Raw genomic sequence first — 23,163 nt, 5'->3', positions numbered from 1 at the left:
TTGCGCTCGGCGGCCGCTTCGCCGGAGGCGCGCCTTTCGATGGTTCGTTCGCTTCGCTCGCTCATGCCGCGCTCCTCGGGTTCTCGGTGTCGGCAGCGGTGCCGGCCGCGGTGCCGGCGGTGGGCGTGGTGATGCCGTGGTACTCGACGGCGTCGCGGGTCAGCTCCATGAACGCCTCCTCCAGGGAGACCGTCCGGGGGGTGAGCTCGAAGAGGGCGATGCCGTGCTCGGCGGCGGCGAGGCCGATCTCGCGGGCCGTGCGGCCGGTGACGAGCAGTTCCTCGGTGCCGGCGCGGCCGGTGATCTCCACGTCCGGGCCGGCCAGTGCGGACCGCAGTGCGGCCGGGTCGGCGCTGACGACCTTGACCACGTCGCCGCCGGCCTGGTGGACCAGGTCCTGCACGGTGGTGTCGGCCAGCAGCCGGCCCCGTCCGACGACGATCAGGTGGTCGGCGACCAGGGCCATCTCGCTCATCAGGTGCGAGGACACGAAGACGGTGCGGCCCTCTGCGGCGAGCGAGGTCAGCAGGTTGCGGATCCACAGGACGCCCTCGGGGTCGAGGCCGTTGACCGGTTCGTCCAGCATCACCGTGGCCGGGTCGCCCAGCAGGGCCGAGGCGATGCCGAGGCGCTGGCCCATGCCGAGCGAGAACGCCCCGGCGCGCTTGCGGGCCACCGACTGCAGCCCGGTCAGCTCGATGACCTCCTCGACCCGTCGGCGCGGGATGCCGTGGGTGTGGGCCTGCGCCATCAGGTGGTTGAAGGCCGAGCGGCCCGGGTGGATCGACTTGGCCTCCAGCAGCGCGCCGACCTCCTGCAGCGGCGCCGCGTGCTCGGCGTACCGGCGGCCGTTGACCCGCACCGTTCCGCCGGTGGGGGCGTCGAGGCCCACGATCATCCGCATGGTGGTGGACTTGCCGGCGCCGTTGGGCCCCAGGAAGCCCGTCACCGTCCCCGGGCGGACGGTGAAGTCCAGCCGGTCGACGGCGGTCTTCTCGCCGTACCGCTTGGTCAGCTGGTGCGCCTCGATCATCGGTCACCCCTGTGCTCCGGGGCCGGACCGTCCCGGCCACCCTCGCGCTCCACGCTACGGGCGGGCGCGGGCCGAACCGTGGTACCCCGGGCCGATCATCGTCCTGGCCGTAGTACCGCGGTACCACGGGGCGCTACGACGCACGGCGGCTTCCGCCACCGGGTGCCGGTGGCGGAAGCCGCCGGGTCCGCCCGCTGGGGCGCCGCCTACAGCCGCTCGGCCAGGGCCTCGTGCACGCGCCGCCAGGCGTCGGCCGTCGCGGCGGCGTCGTGCTCCGCCGGGCGGTCGGCCGCGAAGCCGTGGCGGGCACCCGGATAGGTGACGAGTTCGTGCCCGACCTTCGCCTCCGCCAGCCGGTGCCCGGCCTCCTGCCACTCCTCCTGCGGGAGGATGTGGTCCAGCTCGCCGCAGAAGCCCAGCAGGTACACCCCGTTGGCGGCGATCCGCTCGGCCGTCTCCAGCGGCGGCACCGGGCCGACCAGCGGGAAGCCCGGGTTCAGCAGCCACCCCGGGTAGAACACCGCGGCCAGCTCGAAGCGCAGCTCGGTGGCCGCCCGCACGGCGATGTGCCCGCCCATGCTCGTCCCGACGAACGCCACGCCGTGCCCGTCGGCCAGGCTCCGGGCCGCGGCCAGCGCCTCGGCGGCGTCGGCGACCAGTTCGTCGCGGTCCAGGGCGTTCATCAGCACCAGGCCCGCCTCGCGCTCCTCGGCGCTGTAGCCGAGCTCGGTGCGGCGGGCGTGGCGCCAGTAGAAGTCCGGCGCCACCGCCACGTACCCGAGGTCCGCCAGCTCGGCGCAGACGCCCCGGAGGTACGCGTTGACCCCGTACAGCTCGGAACAGACCACCACCGCGCCGCGCACCGCTCCCTGCGGGCGGTGCACGTACGCCTCGAGCCCGCCCGGCGTGCCCAGTTCCTGCCACTGACCCGTCATCAGGTCCCCCCGTTGATCGACCGGATAGTTGTCGCTGCGCATCGTAGTACCGACCGCCGCGGGCCCGGCCACGGCGGAGCCGGACCCCGGAACCCGGGCACCGGATGCGCCGCAACGACGACGGCGACGGGCCGGGCGACAGAGCCGGGTGGCACCGTTCGACGCGTGAACCCCCCGGCGGCACAGCGCAGTTGGGCGGCACCGCCGGCAGTCCTGGGCGCCGTCGACGCGGTGCGCGGAATATTGCGGGCCGCCGCGCGCTTTCGTGACGCAGACTCGAACCCGAGCACTTTTCAGACCCGAGGATGGTTTCCATGGCCGACCGGCCCCTGACGATGATGGCAGTGCACGCCCACCCCGACGACGAGGCCACCGGAACGGGAGGCGTCCTCGCCCGGTACGCGGCGGAGGGCATCCGTACGGTCCTGGTCACGTGTACCGACGGCGGTTGCGGTGACGGACCGGGGGGCGTCAAGCCGGGCGACGCCGGGCACGACCCGGCGGCCGTCGCCGCGATGCGCCGGCGGGAACTGGAGGCGAGCTGCGAGGTCCTGAACGTCTCCCACCTGGAACTGCTGGACTACGCCGACTCCGGGATGATGGGCTGGGAGGCCAACGACGCACCCGGGTCGTTCTGGCGCACGCCGGTGGAGGAGGGCGCCGCCCGCCTCGCCGAACTGCTCCGCCGCTACGAGCCCGACGTGGTGGTGACCTACGACGAGAACGGGTTCTACGGCCACCCCGACCACATCCAGGCGAACCGCATCACCATGGCGGCCCTGGAGCTGACCGGGATGACGCCGAAGGTGTACTGGACGACGGCGCCGCGCTCCATGATGCAGCGGTTCGGCGAGGTCATGCGGGAGTTCGGCGGTGACCAGGAGGAGCCGGATCCGGCGGAGGCCGTCGAGCTGCCCGAGATCGGACTGCCCGACGAGGAGATCACCACCTGGGTGGACACCACCGAGTTCGGCGGGCAGAAGTTCGACGCGCTGGCCGCGCACGCCAGCCAGGGCGAGAACATCTTCTTCCTGAAGATGGGCAAGCCGAGGTTCACCGAGCTGATGGGCGTGGAGACCTTCGTCCGGGTCAAGGACGGCACCGGCGCGGCCCTGCCGGAGGACGACCTGTTCGCCGGTCTGCGCTGACCCCCGGCACGGCCCGGGGCCGGACCTCCGGTACTCCCGGGCCGTCGGGCCAGGAAGTCGGGCCAGGAAGTCGGTGCGGGCAGTCGGTCGTGCGGGCCTGCGGCGCGAGCCGTCGGAGGGGGTGACGCCGAGGTTTCGCGACGGCCGGTGCGGATAGCCGCTGTCGGGAGGGTCACCCGACGAAACGAGAGGCTGCCATGACCGCGTTCGGCTACTTCCTGTCCTGCGAGGAGTTCACCCCCGCCCAGCTGGTCGAGCAGGCCCGCCGGGCGGAGCAGGCGGGCTTCACCAGGCTCGCGATCTCCGACCACTTCCACCCGTGGAACGACGCCCAGGGCAACAGCCCCTTCGTCTGGGGCGTGATCGGCGCGCTGTCGCAGGTCACCCGGCTCCCGGTGACCACCCTGGTCACCTGCCCGACCGTCCGGCTGCACCCCGCCGTGACCGCGCAGGCCGCGGCCACGGCGGACGTGCAGCTGGCCGGCGGCCTGCGGCTCGGTGTGGGGACCGGTGAGGCGCTGAACGAGCACGTCCTGGGCGATGCCTGGCCGCCGTTCGACGTGCGCGCGGACATGCTGGAGGAGGCCGTCGAGGTGATGCGCAAGCTGTTCACCGGCGACCAGGTCTCCCACCGCGGCACGCACTACACCGTCGAGAACGCCCGGCTGTACACCCCGCCGAAGGAAGGCCGACTGCCGGTGTACGCCTCCGCCTTCGGGCCCAAGGCGGCGGAGCGGGCGGCGCAGTACGCGGACGGGCTGGTGACGATGACCCCGGACACCGAGCTGATCGACCGCTACCGCGCGGCCGGCGGCACCGGCCCGGTGATCGGCGGGGTCAAGGTGTGCTGGGCGCAGGACCGGGACCGGGCCGTCAAGACCGTCCACCGGCTCTGGCCGAGCGAGCTGCTGCCGGGTGAACTCGCCCAGGTGCTGCCCACGCCCCGCCACTTCGAACAGGCCACCGAACTCGTCACCGAGGACATGGTGGCCGACGCGGTCACCTGCGGTGACGACCCGCAGGCGCACGCCGACCGGCTGCGCTCCTACGTCGGAGCAGGCTTCGACGAGGTGTACGTCGGCCAGATCGGCGAGGAACAGGAAGGGTTCTTCGACTTCTACCGCGACCGGGTCCTCCCGCAGGTGGCCTGAGCGCAGGGAGGCGCCCCGTGAAGCCCTTCCCGCCCTGCAGCCTGCGCGAGTACGCCCTCCTCGCCGACCGCGAACGCGGCGCGCTGGTGGGCCCGTTCGGCGAGATCGCCTGGCTCTGCGCGCCGCGTTGGGACTCCGAGCCGCTGTTCGCGGGCCTGATCGGCGGCACCGGCGTGTACGCGGTCACGCCGGTGGGCCGGTTCGTGCCCGGCGGCCACTACGAGGAGGGCGGGCTGATCCGCCGCAGCCGGTGGATCACCGAGGACGGCGTGGTGGAGTGCCGGGAGGCGCTGGCCCTGCCCGCGGATCCGCACCGGCTGGTGCTGTTGCGCCGCGTGACGGCCGAGTTCGCGCCGGCCAGGGTCCGGGTCGTCCTGCAACCGGGGACGGGCTTCGGCACCCGCCGCAGCCGGGAACCCCGGCGCACCGCGGACGGCTGGTCACTGCGCACCGGCGGGCTGCGGCTGCGCTGGACGGGCGCCGCGGCGGCCCGCCCCGAGCCGGACGGGGCGCTCACCGCCGAACTCGTGCTCCGCCCGGGCGAGCGGCTGGACCTCGTCCTGGAGGTCGCCGACCACCCCCTCGGCGGGCCGGCGCCCGAACCGGACCGCTGCTGGCGCGCCACCGAGCGCGCCTGGCGCGCCGCCGTCCCCGACCTCGGCCACACCCTGGACGACCGCGACGCCCGGTTCTCGTACGCCGTCCTGCACGGGCTCACCTCCCCCGGCAGCGGGGGCATGGTCGCCGCGGCGACGACCAGCCTGCCCGAGCGCGCCGAGGCCGGCCGCAACTACGACTACCGCTACGTCTGGATCCGCGACCAGTGCCTGGCCGGCCAGGCCGTGGCCGCCTGCGGGCCGTACCCGCTCCTGGACGACGCGGTGCGGTTCACCACCGCACGGCTCGACGAGGACGGCCCGGAGCTCTCCCCGGCCTACACGGTGACCGGCGGCCGGGTGCCGGACGAGCGGAGCGTCGACCTGCCCGGCTACCCCGGCGGCCACGACCGGGTGGGCAACCGCATCACCCACCAGTTCCAGCTCGACGTCTTCGGCGAGGCCCTGCTGCTCTACGCGGCCGCCGCCCGGCACGGGCGGCTGGCCCCGGAGGCGCGAGCGGCGGTGCGCACCGCCGCCCGCGCGATCGCCGACAGGTGGCACCGGCCGGACGCCGGCGTCTGGGAGTTGGAGGAGCGCGCGTGGACGCACAGCCGGCTGATCTGCGCGGCGGGACTGCGCGCGATCGCCCACCCGGAGGCCGCCGGGCCGGCCGGCGTGCCGGACGGGCTCGCCGCCCGGTGGAGCGCGCTGGCGGACCGGCTGCTCGCGCACACCTCCCGCCACGCCCTGCACCCCTCCGGCCGGTGGCAGCGCTCCCCCGGCGACCCCTCGCCCGACCTCGCGCTGCTGCTCCCGTCGGTGCGCGGCACCCCCGCGCCGGACGACCCGCGCGCGGTCGCCACCCTGCGCGCCTGCCGCCGCGAACTCACCGACGGGCACTACGCCTACCGGTTCCGGCACGACGAGCGGCCGCTGGCCGAGGCCGAGGGCGCGTTCGTGCTGTGCGGTTTCGTGATGGCGCTCGCCGAGCACGGGCACGGCGACCACGTGGAGGCGGCGCGCTGGTTCGAGACCACCCGGGGGCTGTGCGGCTCGGCGGGCCTGTTCGCGGAGGAGTACGACATCGCGCAGCGCCAGCAACGGGGCAACCTGCCGCAGGCGTTCGTGCACGCGTTGATGCTGGAGTGCGCGGCGCGCCTGGCCCGGCCGCCCGCCGACCGACGGGACTGACCGACCGACGGGACTGACCGGGCATTCGCGAGCCGGGTCCAGGCGGTCGGCGCCGCCTGGACCCGGCTCGGGGTGGGCCGGTGCGGCCGGTCCTCAGCCGACCTCGTACCGCGCCGCCCGGTCGGCCGCCAGCCGCAGCCCGTGGCCCGGCGCACCGTCGGCGCCGGGCGTGACGGTCCCGCCGGCGGGGTCGAGGGCGCCGTCGAAGAGCAGCCCCTCGATCCGGACGTGGTCGTGGAACCACTCCAGGTGGCGGCAGTTGGGGACGGCGGCGGCGGCGTGGGCGTGCAGGTGGGGGGCGCAGTGCGCGGAGATGTCGAGGCCGTGCGCCTCGGCGAGGGCGGCGGTGCGCAGCCAGCCGGTGAGGCCGCCGCAGCGGGTGGCGTCGGCCTGGAGGCAGTCCACGACGGGGACCATGCGGGCGAAGTAGGCGAGGTCGTAGCCGTACTCCCCGGCCGTGACGTCGGGGGTGACGGCGTCGCGGACCGTGCGCAGTCCGGTGAGGTCGTCGGAGGAGACGGGTTCCTCGAACCAGGTGACGCCCTCGTCGGCGAGCGCGGCGCCGATCCGGACGGCCTGTTTGCGCTGGTAACCGCCGTTGGCGTCGGTGTACAGCTCGACCCGGTCGCCGACGGTGGCGCGGGCGGCGCGGACCCGTTCGAGGTCACGCCGCTCGCAGGTGCCCCGGGACTCGCCGATCTTGATCTTGACCCGCGGGATGCCCTGCTCCACGGCCCAGTGGCGCAGTTGGCGTTCCTGCTGCCCGGCGGAGTAGGTGGTGAAGCCGCCGCTGCCGTACACCGCGACGGGCCGGGCGGCACCGCCGAGCAGCCGGGCGAGCGGCAGGCCGAGCAGGTGCCCGCGCAGGTCCCACAGGGCGAGGTCGACGGCCGAGATCGCGCCCGCGACCAGGCCGGGGCGGCCGGTGTTGCGCACCGCCCGGTTCATCGCCTCGTACGCGCCGCTGGTGTCGTGCGCGTCGCGGCCGGTGACGAGCGGGCCGAGGTCCCCGGTGATCACGGCGGCGGTCGCGGGCGAGCCGTACGTCCAGCCCAGGCCGGAGTGCGGGCCGCTGACGGCTTCGGCGAGGACGAGTGTGGTGTGGTCCCAGGCGAGGGTGCCGTCCGCTTCCGGGGCGTCGGTGGCGACGGTGTAGACGCGGACTCCGATCCGCTCGACCTCGCTCATGCCGGTGCTCGCAGTCCGCTGCGTTCGCCCGCCGCGAGCAGGCCGGCGGCCCGGTCGACCAGGGCCATGATGGTCAGCGCCGGGTTGGCGCTGCCCTGGGTGGGCAGCACGCTGCCGTCGGTGATCAGCAGGTTCGGCACGGCGAAGGTGCGCAGCCGGTGGTCGACCACGCCGCTCAGGTGGTCGGCTCCCATCCGGCAGCCGCCGACCAGGTGGGCGTAGCGGTCGATGGTGATCACCTCGCCGGCGCCGGCGGCGCGCAGGATGGACTCCATCACCTCGCGGGCGGCGCGGATCAGCATCCGGTCGTTCTCGCACTGGGAGTAGGCGAACTCGGCGACGGGCAGCCCGTGCCGGTCCGTCTCCGCGGCCAGGGTGATCCGGTTGTCCGGCTGGGGCAGCAGTTCGGCCATCGCCCCGAGGGTCGCCCAGTGGACGTAGTCGGAGAGGTAGGAGCGCAGGTCGGCGCCCCAGTGGCCCTGGGCGACGACGTGCTCGGCCCAGGTGATGGGCAGCGGCGAGATGTTCTGGATGGTGAAGCCGCGTTTGTAGGGCTTGCCGGGGTCGGTCTCGTAGTACTGCTCGGTGGAGACCTCGGGCGGCGGCGCCTTGTAGGCGCGGACCTCCTCGTCGAAGCGGCCGGAGGTCTGGGGGGCGCCCTGGACCATCACGTACCGGCCGACCAGGTCGTGGTCGTTGCACAGGCCCTCGGGGAACCGGGAGTTGGCGGAGTTGAGCAGCAGCCGCGGGGTCTCGATGGCGTACCCGGCGATGGCGACGGTGCGGGCGCGTTGGAGGTGTTCGCGGCCGTGGTGGAAGTAGCGGACGCCGCGGGCGAGTCCGTCGCGGTCGAGTTCCACGGCGGCGGCCATGCAGTCGGCGCGGATCTCCGCGCCGTGCGCGAGGGCGTCGGGGACGTGGGTGATCAGCGGGGACGCCTTGGCGTTGACCTTGCAGCCCTGGAGGCAGAAGCCCCGGTAGACGCAGTGCGGGCGGCGCCCGAAGCGGCCGTTGGTGATGGCGACCGGGCCCACCCGGGCCTCGATGCCGAGGGCGGCGGCGCCGCGCAGGAAGACTTCGCCGTTGCCGCCGACGGGGTGGGGCGGGTACGGGTAGGCGTGCGGCTCGCCCCAGGGCCAGTACTGGCCGGCGACGGGGAGTTCGTACTCCACCCGCCGGTAGGAGTCACGCAGGTCGCCGTAGTCGAGCGGCCAGTCGGCGCCGACGCCGTCGAGGCTGTGGGTGCGGAAGTCGGAGGGGTGGAAGCGCGGCGTGTAGCCGGCGAAGTGGATCATCGAACCGCCCACGCCGCGGCCGGAGTTGTTGGAGCCGAGCGGCACCGGGTCGGTGCCGGAGACGACCCGAGGCTCGGTCCAGTACAGGTGGTGGGAGGCGGCCTCGTCGCTGACCCAGTCGGCGAGCGGATCCCAGAACGGGCCGGCCTCCAGGACGACGACGCTCCAGCCCCGGCGGGCCATCCGCTGGGCGAGGGTGGCGCCGCCGGCGCCGCAGCCGACGATCAGCAGGTCGACCTCGTCGGAGTCCTGGTAGCGGCGCATGTCGCGCAGCAGGGTGTGGTCGAAGCCCTGGCCGTCGCGGGGCAGCAGCCAGGCGGACTCGTTGCTCCGGCGGGTCTCGCGTTCGGCGGCGGCGTTGGCCCGTACCGTCTCGGCGGCGGCGCGCAGCCGGGAGTGACGGCCGGGGTCGGTGGCGGGCGGGACGGGGCCGGGCGGTTGGTGGTCGGGCGGGCGCGGCGGCCGGGAGTGGGCGTCGGCGACCTCCCACGGTTCGCGCAGGCCGACGCCCAGGCGCAGGTAGCCGCGGGGGTGGGCGGGGCCGCCGAAGCCGATCTCGTTCCAGGCGGTGGGGGTGGAGTAGTAGGCGGTGCACGCGTAGCGGGTCCACAGGCTCCAGACGTGCTGGGCGGGCAGGCCGTGCCACTGCTCGCCGTGCAGTTCCTGGACCCGGCCGACCAGCGCCCGCTGCTGGACCTCGGTGAGGGAGGAGAACGGGCCGTCCGCGTCCTCGTCCAGGGCGCGCAGGGTGCGCCGCCAGGCCTCGTCGTCCTCCGGCATGTCGGCGAAGCGCCAGCCGTCGGTCTGCCGTTCGGCGAGCCGGGCGTCGATCATCGGGAGCAGGTCCGGCGCGGGGTGGTCGAGCAGCAGGTCCAGCAGGGCGCGGGCGGTGGCCTCCTCGGCGGGGGTGAAGAAGCGCAGTGCCGGCTGCGGGCCGGTGCGGGAGTACACGACCGCGGTTGTCTCCCGGTCCCAGTGCCGGGCCTGGCCGAGCACGTCGTAGCCGGGGAAGCGGGGCTCAGGCATCCCGGGACTCCCTGCGCAGGACGGCGGCGACCAGGCCCATCCCTCCGACCATGCTCATCAGCAGCGGCGCGAACAGCGGCGGCCCCATCTCCAGGTTGTAGCGGGCCATCGCCCAGCCTCCGGGCTTCTCCGCGATGCCCCGGACGTGCAGGTAGGTGCCCTGGAGGCCGTTGGCGATGATCGCCGTGGAGGCCACGGGCAGCATGGTGTGCGCCGCGCGCGGGCTGAGCGCCCCGGCGATCCCGGCGGCCGCACCGACCGGGCCCAGCCACACCGGCCACCACATGACGCGGTTGCCGAAGCCGGCCCGGTCGTGCTCCAGGTAGATCTCGGCGGCGGTGATCACCGAGCCGGCCGCGGTCGCCAGCGCGAGCGAGCGCTGGAAGCGGCCGGTGCGCAGGTTGCGCAGCGCCAGGTCGAGGCCGCGCCGCGGCAGGTCAGTGACGGCCATCGCGGCCTCCGGACGACGGCAGCGGCTCGTGGAGCGCGGCCCGCGCTCCCCTGCGGGCCTCGACCCGGGGACGGGCTCGGCCTCCCGGCCGCGTGCCGGGCGGGCACGCACCCGTTCCGGGATGTGGTCGGTCGGAAACCATCCGTGCCACGGTGCTCCTCCTTCACGCCACGGACCCCCGGCAGCGCGGCTAACCGCAACGGGGCTCCGGAAACACCGGGCGGTGGAATATGTTCGCCCGGCCCCGGCGGCGCCGGACCGGTCACCGGGGCGATCGCGGCGGTGACGTTTCACCGCCCGCCGTCCGGCAAGACGTCCGCCATGACGCCTGCCATGACGATCCGCACCCGATCGAAGCCCCGCACCGTGGTCATCACCGGCGCCACCGCCGGCGTCGGCCGGGCCTGCGTCCGCGCCTTCGCCACCGGCGGCGACCGGCTCGTCCTGATCGCCCGCGGCACCGCCGGGCTGCGAGCCGCCGCGGCCGAGGCGGAGGCCGCGGGCTCGCCCGTCCGCACGATCCAGGCGGACGTGTCCGACCCGGCGGCCTGCGAGGCGGCCGCCGCCCGCGCCGAGGCCGAGTTCGGGCCCATCGACGTCTGGGTCAACGACGCCTTCGCCTCGGTGTTCGCGCCCTTCACCGAGATCGACCCGGAGGAGTTCCGGCGGGTCACCGAGGTCACCTACCTGGGGTACGTCAACGCCACCCGGGCCGCACTGCGCCGGATGCTGCCGCGTGACCGGGGCACCATCGTCCAGGTCGGCTCGGCCATCGCCTACCGGGGCATCCCGCTGCAGACCGCCTACAGCGGTGCCAAGCACGCCATCCAGGGTTGGCACGAGGCCCTGCGCTGTGAACTGCTCGCCTCCGGATCGGGCGTCCGGGTGACGATGGTGCAGCTCCCGGCGGTCAACACCCCGCAGTTCGACTGGGTGCTCAACCGGCTGCGCGGCCGCGCCCGGCCCGTCCCGCCCGTCCACCAGCCCGAACTGGCCGCCCGCGCCGTCCGCTACGCCGCCGACCACCCCGGGCGCCGCGAGTACTGGGTGGGCAGCAGCACCGCCGCCACCCTGGTCGCCAACGCGATCGCGCCCGGCCTGCTCGACCGCTATCTCGCCCGCAACGGCATCTCCGCCCAGCAGGAGGGCGGACAGGAGTCGCCCGAGGGCCGGTCCAACCTCTGGGCCCCGCTCGACGAGACCGAGGACCACGGCGCCCACGGCCGCTTCGACGCGGAGTCCCGCGAGCACAGCGCCCAGCTGTGGGCCTCCCAGCACCACGGCCTGCTCGCCGCGGGCGGGGCGGTGCTGCTCGGCGCCGCCGCCGGGGCGCTGCTGCGGCGGCGGTGACGTCCGGCGGCGGGCGCTGCCGGGGGCGGCGGCCCGGCGCGACGTCCGGCCCGAGGGAGGCCGGGCCGGTCGAGGGCCGGGGCGGCGGAAGGCCGGGCCGAGGAGACGACCGGGCCTGCGCACGACCGCCGTTGAGAGGACCGGGCCGATGATCTGAGGGTTCCGCCCCGCGCTCACGCGAACGGGTGATCCCCCGAACCGATCGCGCCCGCACCGGCGTTGCGCACGCGACGCCCCCGCCGCCCGGGCGGTACACCTGGGGCCGCCCTTCGCAGCGGAGGGCGCCGATGCGGCCGACCCGGGAGTGGTGCGATGCGAACGGCGGGCGAACTCCTGCTCTGGTGGGGGCTGTTGCTCCTCCTGAACACCGTACTGATCAGCTCGGTGACGCCGCTGGAGGTGGCGGTCGGCGCCGGCGTCGCGATCCTCGGCGCGGTGGGCGCCGTCACCGCACGGCACGCCTCCGGCGCCGCGTTCGGCGGCCCGGCCCGACTGGCGCGGGCGCTGTGGGCGTTCCCGTGGACGCTGCTCGCCGACACCGGCCGGCTGCTGCTCGTCCTGTGCTCGCCCCGGCGCCGCCGGGCCGGAGGCTTCCGCACCGTCCGCCTGGCCCCCGGCACCGGCCCCGCCTGGGCCGCGGCACTGCTGTCCGCGACTCCCGGCGCGTACGCTGTGGAGAACGCCGACGGCTCACTGACCGTGCACACGCTGGGCCCCGAAGTCTCCGGACTGCAAAGGGCGTTGACCGGAGACCAGCAGTGAACGCCTGGCTGCTGGCCGCCGCGCTGCTCGCCGCCGGAGCGCTCTCCCCCTGCCTGCTGCTCGCCCTGCGCGGCGAACCGCAGTACCGCCTGGCCGGGTTGAACCTCGCCGCGACCGTGACGTCCGTCGTCCTGCTGCTGCTCGCCCAGGGGTTCAGCCGCACCTCGTACACCGACCTGGCGCTCGACCTCGCCGTCCTCGCGCCCGCCGGGACGCTCGTGTTCACCCGCTTCCTCGCCGGAGAGGAACACTGATGGGGCGCCACACCCTGGCCTTGGTCCTGCTGGTCGCGGGAACGGCCGCCCTGCTGCTCGCCGCCGTCGCACTCAGCGTTCTGCCCGGCCCCTACCTGCGGCTGCACGCCCTGTCCCCCGCTGCCGCGCTCGGCGCGCCACTGGTCGCCCTGGCCCTCGCCGTGGACACCGGGCCCGGCCGGGCCGCCGTCAAACTGCTGGTGATCGGCCTGCTGCTGGCGGCCGGCGGCACCGTCACCACGATGGCCGTGGCCCGCGCCACCGTCCGCGTCGAAACCACGCGGGGGACCGCACCGGGGGCCGACCGGTGACCGACGCCCTGATCGTCATCGCCCTGCTGCTCACCGGAATCACCGCGACCACCGCCGCGCTCACCCGCGACCCCGTCCGGCAGGCCGCCGTCCTCGCCGTGCTCGGGCTCTGCCTCGCCGTGCTCTTCACCGTGCTCCAGGCCCCCGACGTCGCGCTCTCCCAGCTCGGCGTCGGCAGCGCGATCACCCCGCTGCTGATCCTGCTGACCGTCCGCCGGGTGCGCCGCGAGGAGCACTCCGACGACCGCCCGGACCGCCCCGAGTGAGCCGGACCACCCGCCTCGGCCTCTTCCTCACCGCCGCCGCCGTCCTCGCCGCCGCCCTGATCGCCGCAGCCGACCGGCTGCCCGGCTTCGGCGGCGACCGGCACCCGTACGGCGAGCGGGCGGTGGCCGCCGGGCTGGCCAGGCGCACCGCCAACATCGTCTCGTCCGTCAACTTCGACCAGCGGGCCTTCGACACGCTCGGCGAGGAGTCGATCCTGTTCGCCTCCGTGCTCGGCGCGGGCATGCTGCTGCGCCTGGCCCGGGACGAGCACAAGCGCCGACCCGCCGCCGAGCCCGTGCTGCCCACCACCCGGCTGTTCGGCGCCACGCTGCTGCCCGTCACCGTGCTGACCGGCGGATACCTCGTCGCGCACGGCGCGTTGAGCCCCGGCGGCGGCTTCCAGGGCGGCGTGGCCCTGGCGACCGCGCTGCACCTCGCGTACGTCGCCGCGGACTACCTGGTGCTCAAGCGGATCCGGCCGCTGGCCGTCCTCGACGTCGCGGACGCCCTGGCCGCCGGGGCCTTCGCCGCACTCGGCCTGATCGGACTCGCCGAGGGCGCCGGCTACCTGGCCAACACCCTGCCGCTCGGCACCTTCGACCAGCTCTCCTCCGGCGGGCTGGTGGCAGTGGTCAACGCCGCCGTCGGGGTGGAGGTCGCCTCCGGCGTGGTGGTGCTGCTCGCGCACTTCCTGGGCCAGGCGGTCGAGGTCGTGCCCGGCGGGAGGACCCGATGAGCCTGCTGCCCTACCTGGTCGCCGGGTGGATCCTGCTCGCCGGACTGTACGGCCTGGTCACCAGCCGCAACCTGGTGCAGGCGGTCGGCTGCCTGGCCGTCGCGCAGTCCTCGACGTACGTGCTGCTGCTCGCCGTCGGCTACCGCCGCGGCGCGACCGCGCCCGTCTACTCCGACCTGCCGACCGACGCCCCGGTCGTGGACCCGGTGGTCCAGGCCCTCACGCTCACCGACATCGTCGTCGGCGCGACCGTCACCGCGCTGCTCCTCTCCCTGGTCGTCCAACTGCGCAAACGGCACGGCACGGTGGACCCGGAGGAACTGACCGGGCTGCGGGGGTGACGACCGCCGTGGACACCGCCGACCTGCTGCCCCTGGCCGTCGCCGTCCCCCTGCTCGGCGCGGCCGTCCTCGCCGTCGCCGGCCGCCGGCTGCCCCGCCCCGCCCGCGACGCGCTCGCCACCGCCCTGGCCGCCGCCGACGTCGCCTGCCTCGCCCTGCTGTGGGCGCGGACGGCCCCGGACGGCCGGGCGGTGTCCTGGCTCGGCGGCTGGGGTCCGCACGACGGGCACAGCGTCGGCATCGTCCTGGTCGCCGACCGCCTCGGCAGCGGCCTGGCACTGCTCGCCGCCGTCCTGGTGCTGGCCGTGCTCTGCTACGCCTGGCGGTACTTCGACGAACCCTCCGGGGAGCACGGCGGCATGTTCCCCGCACTGCTGCTGCTCTTCGAAGCCGGGATGTGCGGATTCGCCCTCACCGGCGACCTCTTCGACGCCTTCGTCTTCTTCGAACTGATGGGCGCCGTCGCCTACGCGCTGACCGGCTACCGGATCGAGGACCCGCGCCCGCTGCAGGGCGCGCTCGCCTTCGGGCTCGTCAACTCGGCCGCCGCCTACCTCTCCCTGCTCGGCATCGGCCTACTCTACGCCAGGACGGGCGAGCTCGGCCTCGCCCAGATCGGCGCCGCACTCGACCGGCTCGCCGCCCCCGGCCACGGCCCGGACGCCCTGCTGGTGCTCGCCTTCGTGCTCGTCCTCGCCGGGCCGCTGGTCAAGGCCGCGGCGGCGCCCTTCCACTTCTGGCTGCCGGACGCGCACGCCGTCGCCCCCAGCCCGATGTGCATGCTGCTGTCCGGGGTGATGGTCGAACTCGGCGTGTACGGCGTGGCCCGGATCCACCGGGTGGTCTTCGCGGGCCCCGGCGGCCTGCCCGACGCCGTCGTCCGGGACACCCTGCTGGCCGTCGGCGTGCTGACCGCCCTGGTCGGCGCCGTGATGTGCTGGCAGCAACGGCACCTGAAGCGGATGCTGGCGTTCTCCACCGTCGGGCACACCGGACTGTTCCTGATCGGCGCGGCCCTGCTCACCCCGGCCGGGCTCGCCGGCACGGCCGTGTACGTGGCCGGCCACGCCGGCGCCAAGGCCGCCCTGTTCGGGCTCACCGGCGTCCTCCTCGACCGGTACGGCTCGGTGGACGAGCACGGCCTGCACGGCCGGGCCCGGGACCTGCGCTCCACCGGGTCGCTGTTCGCGCTCGCCGCGCTCGCCCTGGCCGGGCTGCCGCCGTTCGGCACCGGGCTCGGCAAGGCCGTCGCCGAAGACGCCGCCGGGCAGCGACTGGCCTTGCTGCCCGCCGTGTTCGTCCTGGTCTCGGCGCTGACCGGCGGCGCGGTCCTGCGGGCCGCGCTGCGGGTCTTCGGCGGCGTGGGCGCGCCCCCGCAGGAGCACCCCGAGGTGGCCGCCACCACCGGCGAGGGCGAGGAACCCGAGATCCGCGGCCCCGGCCGCCGACCGCCACCGCCGATGGTCCTGGTGCCCGGGCTGCTGCTGGCCGGCTGCCTGGCCGTCGGCGTCCTGCCGGGCGTCGGACGCGCCCTCGCCGCCGGAGCCGCCGCCTTCACCGACCGCGACGCCTACCTCGCCGAAACCCTCCGGGGTACGGCCGGCGGCACCGCCGCCGCTCCCGACGCCTGGTGGACCGCCCCGGGCGTCGGCCTGGGCCTGCTCTCCGCCCTGCTCGCCGTCGCCTTCGCCACCGCCGCCGTCCGCCGCGACGCCCGGCGCGGCGCCGGCGGCCTCCACCGCGCGGTCACCCTCCCGCTGCGACGCCTGCACTCCGGCCTCCTCGGGGACTACGTGGCCTGGCTGACCGTCGGCCTCGCGGCCCTGCTGGTCGCCCTCGCCGCCCAGCTGTGACCGGCGCGCGGCGGTGCCCGGGGTCCGGGTCCGGCGTGCGCCGGGGTGGCCGCCCCTCCCGCCGGGGCGCAGTCGGCGGGGACGGCGGGCCCCAGGTGCATGCCGAGGCCGACGATCGGCGCCGCACCGTCGCCTTCGCACTCGTGGGCGGCCGCCGGGCGAGGAGCGCGCGGGCCGCGCCCCGCTGCGGCGGTTGACCCGACCGGCCCCCGCCGGCCCCGGCCGACACGCCACGGGCGGCGGAGCATGGGCCGCCGCCGCCGCGGGCCGCGCCTACTGTCGCCTTCGCCCGGACAGGGCGATCACTGACAGAAGCGGAGAATCCCCCATGAACCGTCGCATCACCCGCACGCTCGCCCTCCTCGCCGCCACCGGAATCGCCGCGGTACCGACCGCCGCGAGCGCCGAGGTCGTCTCCGGCGGCAACCACGGCACGGTCATCGTCGGCGACGGCAACCAGGTCGCCGGCTACGACATCATCAACGCGGGCCACGACGCCACCGTCGGCTCGCACAACGGCGGCTCCACCGGGGTGGCCGGCGGTGCGATGGACGCCGCCCAGGCCACCGGCGGCAACTACGGCACCGTGATCGTCGGCGACGGCAACCAGGTCGCCGGGGACGACATCGTCAACGCCCTGGGCGACGCCACCGTCGGCTCCTACAACGGCGCCTCGGGAACGGCGGCGGCGATGACCGCCGCACTCGCGCCGATCACCGGCTGACGCCCCACTCCAGCGGCCCCGCCCCCGCACCCGCCCCTCCCGCGCACGACCTCGCACGCATGACCGGCCCGACGTGCGGAGCGGCCCGTCCCGGCGCACCGTCGAAGACATGGCCTCGATCATCGTGCTGTTCGAGCTGGAGCCCGAGCAGGTCCTCGGCGCCGAGGGCGTGGGACCGGGGGTGCTGGCCGTCCACGCCGCCGGCGCCGATCCCGACGTCCCCGAAGACCCCCAGCCCACCACGCTGTGCCGGCGCGACACCCGTTCCATGGAGCACAGCCACTACGCCCCCTCGCGCCCCGGCGAACCCTGGTACCCGCCCGACCTGGCCGACCGGCGGTGCCGCGAGTGCGAGCGGGCCCTGGCCACCTCCTGAGCCCACTCCGGCAGGTGATCGGGCCGGGGCCGGGCAGGGGACCAGGCAGGGCCGGGCCGGGCAGGGGACCGGGCCGGGGGCGGCGGGAGCGCGGGGCGCCGGTTCGACGGCCGCCCTGACGGCTCAGGCCGCCGGCGCGGGGGGTGGCGCCGGCGGCCCCTCCTCGGGCTCGGTGACGACGAGGACGACGTGCCGCGCGTCGTCGCTGTGGACGGCGGTGGACCGGCAGCCGGGCGGGAGGTACAGGGCCTCGCCGCTCAGGGTGGAGAGCTCGGAGGCGGGGTCGCCCGGTGCGCGGAGTGTCCAGCGGCTCGATCCGGCGGACTGGATCACCAGGACGTGTCCGGAGGGCGGCCGGATGCCGGCGGCGTGCTCGACCTTCCAGCCCAGCAGGGCCGTGAGGCCCGCGGCGACGTACCCGGCCAGTGCCGTGTCCGGCGACCCGCCCGTGCCCCGGGGGATGACCGGGTCGTTCTCGGGCCAGAGCAGCCCGAAGGTGCGGGCGAAGTGGGCGTCCAGGAAGAGCGCCAGCTCCTGGAGGTAGGGATCCAGTCCGGGGCGCTGGCTCAGCCGTTCCCAGTCCACGTGTTGCCTCCTTCGGCGGTGCCGTTCACCACAGCGATGTCGGGGTGTCAAGCATGGTGCATCGGCGTGTCGGACGGCATCACGATTTTCAGGTATCCAGCAGGCCCGCCCGGCTCGCGGCGACGCCCGCCTGGAAGCGGCTGTCGGCGCCGAGCTGCTCCAGGATCTCGGCGATGTGACGGCGTGCGGTGCGCAGCGACATGCCCAGTCGGCGGGCGATGGCCTCGTCCTTCAGCCCGTCGGCGAGCAGGCGCAGGATCGTGCGGTGCAACTCCCGGGCGACGGCCTCCATGTCGCGTCCGGTCGACTCCCGGAACGGGGTGGCCTGGCCCCAGCTGAGTTCGAACATCTCGTACAGGTAGGCGACGGTCGAGGGTTCGCGGATGACCACCGCCCCCAGTTCCGGGCCCGCGGCGGGGAGGAACGCGGTCTCCCGGTCCATGATGATGATCCGCCCGGCCAGTTCGTGCGTGGTGCGGTACTCGGCGCCCAGGGCGGAGGCCGCCGCGACGTAGGCCTGACTGGGACCGTTGAATCGGGCGGTGTGGTGGTAGAGGGTGCGGATGCGCACGCCGCGCTCCAGCATCGCCCGGTCGCGCCCCAGGGCCTCGGACATCGCCTCGGGGACGCGGGCGCCCCCGCCGGGCTGGCAGGAGACCACCTCGGTGGCGCACTGCTCGCCCAGCCGGTTGAGCAGGAAGCGCACCTCCGCCAGGGTGGGGATCACCTCGATGCCCGCGCCGGACTCCCGGGTGTCCGGGAACAGCGGGGCGAACTCGTCGAACCGGCTGCGCATCCGGGCGATGTGGTCCTGGCGCTGACGGATCTCCGCCTCGACGGGGGCGGCGCGCCGGAAGAAGGCCGAGTCGGGGGAGACCACCCGCAGTGCTTCCTGCCTGGCGCCGGCCGGTGCCAGCAGTCCCGCGTCGACCAGCCGCCCGACCGCCGCCGTCACACCGGCCGGGGAGAGCCCCGTCGCCTGCGCGACGACCGCCGGATCGTGGGCGCCGGAGTACCGGTTCTCCGCGAACCATGCGTAGACGGACAGGTCGGATTCGCGCCCGTGAGCTACCTCGGTCCGACGCTCTGTCACATCGCGATCGTTTTTGTCCATATTTACCCCCACACCCCTTTGTTGCCAGGCAAGTTGATGAACGGTTCCAAGCATGTCGGCGATCTTCGATGCCCGCCAGAGTGGAGTCATCGCCCCATCACCCACCGGGGCGAATACCGACAAACGCACGGGAGATCCCATGAAGCGCGTCATCCTCACCACCGTGGCGCTCCTCGGCGCTGCCGCCGTCTGGCTGACGCCGGCCGCCTCGGCCTCCGCCACGACCTCCGACCACGCCGGTCCCACCGCCGCCGTCCACCTCGACGGCACCGACCCGACCCCCACCTCCGTCTGCCCGGGCAGCACCCGCTGCAACGACACCTCCTGGGGAGGCTGAACCCTTTGTTCACGACGCGGGAGAGGGAGATCCTCGACCACCTCGCGCAGGGCCGCACCTCCCGGGCGATCGCCCGCCTGCTGTACCTGAGCCACCACACCGTCGAGACCCACGTCCGCAACATGCGGGCCAAGAGCGGTGCCAGCAGCCGCACCCAGTTGCTGGCCATCGCCCTCGGGCTCGACGCCGCCGGGCCCGCCGGGCCGGGCAGGGGCTGATCCACGTCCGAGCCCGAGCAGCACAACCCGACGGGGGTCGGACACGTCCGGCCGGTCGACGGCTCGCCTGCGGCGACGCCCGGACCGGCGGGAACCGGGGGTGCCGGGCGGACCACTCCGGAGAAGGGGGATGTCACAGACCGATGGAAATACCGATTCTGATATGTGCGAGCCAGCCGCTGATGCGCAGCGGACTCTCCTCGGCCCTCGTGGCCGAGCCGGACATCCGGGTGGTCGGCGAGACCGCGGACGGAAGCACCGCCGCCGAGCTGGCCCGGGAGCTGAACCCCGCCGTCGTCGTGGCCGACCACGAACTCGCGGACATGACGGGGATCGACCTCGTCCGCGAACTCCGGGAGCCGAACCGGGAGGCCCCCCGCACACTGCTGATGGCACCGGCCGAGGACGACGCCGTCCTGGAGTCCATCCTGGCCGGGGCCACCGGGATCGTCACCCGGAACACCCTCGTGGAGGACTTCCCCCAGGCGATAAGAGCCACGGCCACCGGCCACTCCTTCCTCTCCCCCGACATCGCGGCCCTGCTCCTCGGCTGGGTCCGCGACAAACAGCCCGCGCTGTTCCCGGCGCTCGGCCTCAACCTCCTCACCTTCCGCGAACGCGAGATCCTGGCGCTGCTGGCGAACGGGATGTCCAACGCCGAGATCTCCAAGCGGCTCTGCATCGTGCAGTCGACGGTCAAGTTCCACGTTTCCCAGCTGCTCAGGAAACTCGGACTCAGGGACCGGCTGCAGGCCGCCGTGTTCGCCCACCAGAACGGTGTCACCTGATGTCGCGACAGAACCAGGACCACGGCGCCCGTTGGCTGCCGTGGACCGAACGGACCACCGGGACGACCGGGAAGACCGGGACGACCGGCACGACCTGCGCGACCGGGCTGCCCCGCGTGTACTGCATCCCCTTCGCCGGCGGCTCCTCGCACTTCTTCCGCGCGTGGACGGAGCCGGCCCGGCGCCGCTCCGTCGAGGTCGTACCGGTCGAACTGCCGGGCCACGGCACCCGGTTGCGCGATCCCCTGCTGACCGACATGGCCGCCATGGTGGACGCGCTGTGCGAGGAGGTCCTCCGGCGAGAGAGCGGGCCCTTCGCGATCCTCGGGCACAGCATGGGTGCCAGGATCGCGTACGCGGTGGCCGAGGAGCTGGAGCGGCGGCCCGGGGCCACGCCACCGGTCCGGCTCTTCGTGTCCGGGGCCCAGCCGGCCGCGGCCGCCGAGCCGAGGCCGCTGCACGGCCTGCCGGACGCCGCACTCGTGGCGGAGCTGTCCGCGATGGGCGGCACCCCGCCGGAGATCCTCGCCAACGCCGAACTGATGGAGATCATGCTGCCGGTGATCCGGGCCGACCTGACCCTGCTCGAACAGTGGCGCGCCCCGGCCCGCAGCCGGGTCTCCTGTCCCATCACGGCGTTCGCCGGCCGGGACGACCGGGTCGTCCCGGCGGAGCTGACCGCGGGCTGGGCCGACCACACCTCGGCGTCCTTCGCCCTCCACGTCCACCCCGGAGACCACTTCTTCCTCCGGCAGGAGATGGACGGGATGCTCGGCCGGATCGCGGCCGACCTCCACGGGCGCCCCGGCGACGGGCCCGAGCGCGGAGGCATGTGACGGCACGTCGTGCGCTTCACATCCCGTCGACCCCGACCTCGATCAGTCCGGTCGCCGCGGCCAGCGCCCGCCCCACCTCCTGCGGCGACGACCCCACCGCGATGACGTGGCCCAGCCGGTCGTAGGCGCTCCGCGGCGGCCGGACCTCGCGCCCCGGCGTCCCGCTCACCACGACGCGTTCCACCCCCGGCACCCGCTCGGCCCGCCCGACGCCGTCCACGCCGGTCAGCCGGCCCGGCCTCGGCGCGGTCAGGAACCGCAGGCCGGCCCGGCGGGCGTGGTCGGCCGACAGGTTCAGCGGCAGGCCGGCGGCGGCGCGGATCTGCTGCTCCAGCAGGTCGATCCCGGTGGCCGGGCGGATCAGCTCCGGGATCATGCCGCCGGCCAGTCGTCCGTTGATCTCGATGACGGCCGGGCCGTCGGCGGTCAGCCTGAGCTCGACGTGCGCCGGGCCGCGCTCGAAGCCGACGGCCTTCAACGCCTGCCGGGCCGTGTCGCCGATCCGCTCGGCCAGCGCGTCGTCGACGTCGGCGGGGAAGAGGTGACCGGTCTCGACGAAGTGCGGCAGCGGGCTGACGGTGCGCTGGGTGACGCCGACGCACCGGGCCTCGCCGTCCACGCCGAACATCTCGGCGCTGAACTCGGGCCCGTCCAGGTACTGCTCGACCAGCACCGCGCCCGGGGTCCGCTGGCCGCGCACGTTGTGGGTGACGGCGAGCAGTTCGGTGGCGTGCGCGGCGGCCGTCCCTGCGTCCTCGCACCACAGCACGGACTGCGAGCCGGACTCCCCGACCGGCTTGACCACGCAGGGCAGCCCCACCGCGGCGACGGCGGCCGCGACCTCGCCCGGATCCGTCACGATCGCGAAGGCGGGCTGGGACACCCCGGCCTCGCGCAGCGCGGTGCGGGTCAGCGACTTGTCGCGGCAGCGGGCCATCGCCTCGGGCGGGTTGCCGGGCGTGCCCAGGGCGGCGGCCGCCCGCGCGGTGTGCTCCAGGTAGAACTCGCTGGTCGTCGTGACGCCCGCCACCCGGCGGCCGGCGCTCGTCTCGGCGATGGCGGCGGTCAGTGCGGTCTCGTCGTCGGTGTCGCAGACCACGACCCGGCAGCCGGTGTCGGGCAGGTCCGGGTAGCGTGCGGGGTCCTTGGTGAACAGCACCGGCTCCAGGGCCAGGCGGACGGCGGTCCGCAGGGCGATCATCCCGGTGCCGGTCGTGTTGGACTCGACGAAGAGCAGCAGCCGCCGGTCCCGGCGGGGTATCCGGGCGAACGACCAACCGGACACCGTGGCACCGTACTCCACCTCCTCCGGGGCCTCGGCGACGGTGCCCGCCGGCGCGCCGGTGCGGGTGCCCGGGCCGGAGTCGGGGGCGTCGGCGTAGACGGTGTCCACGTAGCGGTCGCCGCGGTCCGGCATGATCCCGACCAGCCGGGTGCCCGGCTCGGCGCGGGCCGCGAGGTGGGTGAGGACCCGGTAGACCGACCCGGAGGTGTTCCCGCCGAAGATCTTCTGCTCCCGGGCGAGCCGGCGGGTGGCGTCGAAGGCCTCGTCGTCGGACAGCCAGTGCACCTCGTCGAGGACGCGGTGGTCCAGGTTGTCCGGGACGAGGCTGTTGCCGAGCCCGCTCTGCTTGCGGGTCGGGCGGTCCGGCTGGGCGAAGAGCACGCTGCCCACGCAGTCCACGCCCACCACCGAGACGTCGGGCAGGCGTTCCAGCAGCGCCTTCGACGTCCCGCAGAGCGAGCCTCCGCTGCCCACCGCCCCGACCACGACGTCCACCGAGCCCAGGTCGGAGACCAGTTCGCCGGCCAGGCCGCGGTACGCGGCGGGGTTCTGCGGGTTGCTGTACTGGCGCGGCCAGAACGCGCCGGGCAGGTCCGCCATCAGCTCGGCCAGGCGCTCCAGCCGGGCGCTCTGCCACCCCTGCCCCGTCATCGCCGGCACGACGTGGACCTCGCAGCCCAGGGTGCGCAGCTTGGCCAGGGTGACGGGGTCGATGCGCGGGTCGGTGACGATGTGCACCGGGTGGCCCAGGTACGTGCCGACCAGGGCCACCCCCAGCGCCATCGTGCCCGACGAGCTCTCCACGATGGGCCCGCCCTCGGCCAGCGCGCCGGTGCGCCGGGCTTCGAGGATGACCTGCCGGGCCACCCGGTCCTTCATCGCGAAGAGGTTCTGCATCTCCAGTTTGGCGAAGACCTCGACGCCTTCGGGGGCGTCCACCCGCAGCCGCACCACCGGGGTGTGGCCGATGCCGTCGATGACCGATTCCTGCCGCATGTGTGCACGTCCT

Annotated in this window: 25 protein-coding genes; 17 read left to right on the top strand and 8 right to left on the bottom strand. The window is 74.8% G+C overall.

Annotated elements, in window-relative coordinates:
• Positions 1–61: 61 nt before the first annotated feature.
• Together IF30_RS0103370 and IF30_RS0103365 are read right to left on the bottom strand one after the other, a co-directional pair.
• Entirely contained in the window at positions 62–1,033 is a 972-nt protein-coding gene (locus tag IF30_RS0103370; protein WP_030231650.1) for an ABC transporter ATP-binding protein, read from the bottom strand.
• A gap of 206 nt (positions 1,034–1,239) precedes the next feature.
• Positions 1,240–1,968, bottom strand: coding sequence for a dienelactone hydrolase family protein (locus IF30_RS0103365; RefSeq protein WP_158834710.1), 729 nt, complete (start codon positions 1,966–1,968; stop codon positions 1,240–1,242).
• A 314-nt stretch (positions 1,969–2,282) separates the two neighbouring features.
• Here IF30_RS0103365 and IF30_RS0103360 point away from each other — a divergent pair, with 314 nt between their 5' ends.
• From IF30_RS0103360 to IF30_RS0103350, 3 genes are all read left to right on the top strand, one after another.
• The gene (locus IF30_RS0103360) at positions 2,283–3,116 is read left to right on the top strand and encodes a PIG-L family deacetylase (RefSeq protein WP_030231644.1); all 834 of its coding nucleotides are present in this window, start codon (positions 2,283–2,285) and stop codon (positions 3,114–3,116) included.
• 197 nt (positions 3,117–3,313) lie between these two features.
• Positions 3,314–4,267, top strand: coding sequence for a TIGR03557 family F420-dependent LLM class oxidoreductase (locus IF30_RS0103355; RefSeq protein WP_030231642.1), 954 nt, complete (start codon positions 3,314–3,316; stop codon positions 4,265–4,267).
• 17 nt (positions 4,268–4,284) lie between these two features.
• Positions 4,285–6,057 carry a glycoside hydrolase family 15 protein gene (locus IF30_RS0103350; protein ID WP_234322563.1) on the top strand — a complete coding sequence of 591 codons (1,773 nt, stop codon included), beginning with the start codon at positions 4,285–4,287 and terminating at the stop codon, positions 6,055–6,057.
• 93 nt (positions 6,058–6,150) lie between these two features.
• On the opposite strand, the gene IF30_RS0103345 is transcribed toward IF30_RS0103350, so the two are convergent.
• Genes IF30_RS0103345 through IF30_RS0103335 form a run of 3 tightly spaced genes read right to left on the bottom strand, consistent with a single transcriptional unit; the run spans position 6,151 to position 10,017 of the window.
• The gene (locus IF30_RS0103345) at positions 6,151–7,245 is read right to left on the bottom strand and encodes an enolase C-terminal domain-like protein (protein ID WP_030231637.1); all 1,095 of its coding nucleotides are present in this window, start codon (positions 7,243–7,245) and stop codon (positions 6,151–6,153) included.
• On the bottom strand, positions 7,242–9,566 hold the full coding sequence (locus tag IF30_RS0103340; protein ID WP_078891092.1) for a GMC family oxidoreductase: 2,325 nt from the start codon (positions 9,564–9,566) through the stop codon (positions 7,242–7,244). The genes IF30_RS0103345 and IF30_RS0103340 overlap by 4 nt, the downstream gene beginning before the upstream one ends.
• Entirely contained in the window at positions 9,559–10,017 is a 459-nt protein-coding gene (locus tag IF30_RS0103335) for a hypothetical protein (protein ID WP_030231632.1), read from the bottom strand. Before IF30_RS0103335 ends, IF30_RS0103340 begins: the two co-directional genes overlap by 8 nt.
• 333 nt (positions 10,018–10,350) lie before the next feature.
• On the opposite strand from IF30_RS0103335, the gene IF30_RS0103330 reads away from it, so the two are divergent.
• The 10 genes from IF30_RS0103330 (at position 10,351) to IF30_RS0103285 (ending at position 16,991) form a co-directional block, all read left to right on the top strand.
• Positions 10,351–11,367: an SDR family oxidoreductase gene (locus IF30_RS0103330; protein WP_199807804.1), complete on the top strand. Its 1,017-nt coding sequence runs from the start codon at positions 10,351–10,353 to the stop codon at positions 11,365–11,367.
• Between the two features lie 312 nt (positions 11,368–11,679).
• Positions 11,680–12,129: a Na+/H+ antiporter subunit E gene (locus IF30_RS50510; protein ID WP_037898728.1), complete on the top strand. Its 450-nt coding sequence runs from the start codon at positions 11,680–11,682 to the stop codon at positions 12,127–12,129.
• A complete protein-coding gene (locus IF30_RS50505; protein WP_051709110.1) occupies positions 12,126–12,383 on the top strand; it encodes a monovalent cation/H+ antiporter complex subunit F in 258 nt (85 codons plus the stop codon). The genes IF30_RS50510 and IF30_RS50505 overlap by 4 nt, the downstream gene beginning before the upstream one ends.
• Complete coding sequence (locus IF30_RS46305; protein ID WP_051709108.1) at positions 12,383–12,694, top strand: monovalent cation/H(+) antiporter subunit G; 312 nt, start codon at positions 12,383–12,385, stop codon at positions 12,692–12,694. Before IF30_RS50505 ends, IF30_RS46305 begins: the two co-directional genes overlap by 1 nt.
• On the top strand, positions 12,691–12,960 hold the full coding sequence (locus IF30_RS0103310; protein WP_030231622.1) for a Na(+)/H(+) antiporter subunit B: 270 nt from the start codon (positions 12,691–12,693) through the stop codon (positions 12,958–12,960). Before IF30_RS46305 ends, IF30_RS0103310 begins: the two co-directional genes overlap by 4 nt.
• Complete coding sequence (locus IF30_RS0103305; protein ID WP_030231619.1) at positions 12,957–13,697, top strand: MnhB domain-containing protein; 741 nt, start codon at positions 12,957–12,959, stop codon at positions 13,695–13,697. The genes IF30_RS0103310 and IF30_RS0103305 overlap by 4 nt, the downstream gene beginning before the upstream one ends.
• Positions 13,694–14,038, top strand: coding sequence for a sodium:proton antiporter (locus tag IF30_RS0103300; protein WP_030231616.1), 345 nt, complete (start codon positions 13,694–13,696; stop codon positions 14,036–14,038). The genes IF30_RS0103305 and IF30_RS0103300 overlap by 4 nt, the downstream gene beginning before the upstream one ends.
• Entirely contained in the window at positions 14,035–15,891 is a 1,857-nt protein-coding gene (locus tag IF30_RS0103295; protein ID WP_234322562.1) for a complex I subunit 5 family protein, read from the top strand. The genes IF30_RS0103300 and IF30_RS0103295 overlap by 4 nt, the downstream gene beginning before the upstream one ends.
• 328 nt (positions 15,892–16,219) lie before the next feature.
• The gene (locus IF30_RS0103290; RefSeq protein ID WP_030231609.1) at positions 16,220–16,615 is read left to right on the top strand and encodes a hypothetical protein; all 396 of its coding nucleotides are present in this window, start codon (positions 16,220–16,222) and stop codon (positions 16,613–16,615) included.
• 109 nt (positions 16,616–16,724) lie between these two features.
• Positions 16,725–16,991, top strand: coding sequence for a hypothetical protein (locus tag IF30_RS0103285; protein ID WP_051709106.1), 267 nt, complete (start codon positions 16,725–16,727; stop codon positions 16,989–16,991).
• Between the two features lie 123 nt (positions 16,992–17,114).
• Here the strand turns inward: IF30_RS0103285 and IF30_RS0103280 are convergent, their stop codons facing one another.
• On the bottom strand, positions 17,115–17,576 hold the full coding sequence (locus IF30_RS0103280; protein ID WP_030231600.1) for a hypothetical protein: 462 nt from the start codon (positions 17,574–17,576) through the stop codon (positions 17,115–17,117).
• A gap of 88 nt (positions 17,577–17,664) precedes the next feature.
• Positions 17,665–18,669: a helix-turn-helix transcriptional regulator gene (locus IF30_RS0103275; RefSeq protein ID WP_234322561.1), complete on the bottom strand. Its 1,005-nt coding sequence runs from the start codon at positions 18,667–18,669 to the stop codon at positions 17,665–17,667.
• Positions 18,670–18,829: 160 nt separating this feature from the next.
• Between IF30_RS0103275 and IF30_RS49020 the strand changes: the two genes are divergently transcribed.
• The 4 genes from IF30_RS49020 (at position 18,830) to IF30_RS0103260 (ending at position 20,869) form a co-directional block, all read left to right on the top strand.
• Complete coding sequence (locus IF30_RS49020) at positions 18,830–19,027, top strand: hypothetical protein (RefSeq protein WP_051709104.1); 198 nt, start codon at positions 18,830–18,832, stop codon at positions 19,025–19,027.
• A 5-nt stretch (positions 19,028–19,032) separates the two neighbouring features.
• Positions 19,033–19,245, top strand: a complete 213-nt coding sequence (locus IF30_RS49015; protein ID WP_051709102.1) for a response regulator transcription factor — start codon at positions 19,033–19,035, stop codon at positions 19,243–19,245.
• 143 nt (positions 19,246–19,388) lie between these two features.
• Positions 19,389–20,033: a LuxR C-terminal-related transcriptional regulator gene (locus IF30_RS0103265; RefSeq protein WP_030231591.1), complete on the top strand. Its 645-nt coding sequence runs from the start codon at positions 19,389–19,391 to the stop codon at positions 20,031–20,033.
• Positions 20,033–20,869 (top strand): thioesterase II family protein, encoded by an 837-nt coding sequence (locus tag IF30_RS0103260; RefSeq protein ID WP_051709097.1) that lies wholly within the window; start codon positions 20,033–20,035, stop codon positions 20,867–20,869. Before IF30_RS0103265 ends, IF30_RS0103260 begins: the two co-directional genes overlap by 1 nt.
• Before the next feature lie 16 nt (positions 20,870–20,885).
• Here IF30_RS0103260 and IF30_RS0103255 read toward each other — a convergent pair whose 3' ends face one another.
• Positions 20,886–23,150 carry a pyridoxal-phosphate dependent enzyme gene (locus IF30_RS0103255; RefSeq protein WP_030231586.1) on the bottom strand — a complete coding sequence of 755 codons (2,265 nt, stop codon included), beginning with the start codon at positions 23,148–23,150 and terminating at the stop codon, positions 20,886–20,888.
• Positions 23,151–23,163: the final 13 nt, after the last annotated feature.

Origin of the sequence: Streptomyces sp. NRRL S-350, from assembly GCF_000719705.1 — a bacterium.
GTDB lineage: Bacteria > Actinomycetota > Actinomycetes > Streptomycetales > Streptomycetaceae > Kitasatospora.
This window is presented reverse-complemented; position numbering and strand designations above follow the sequence as displayed.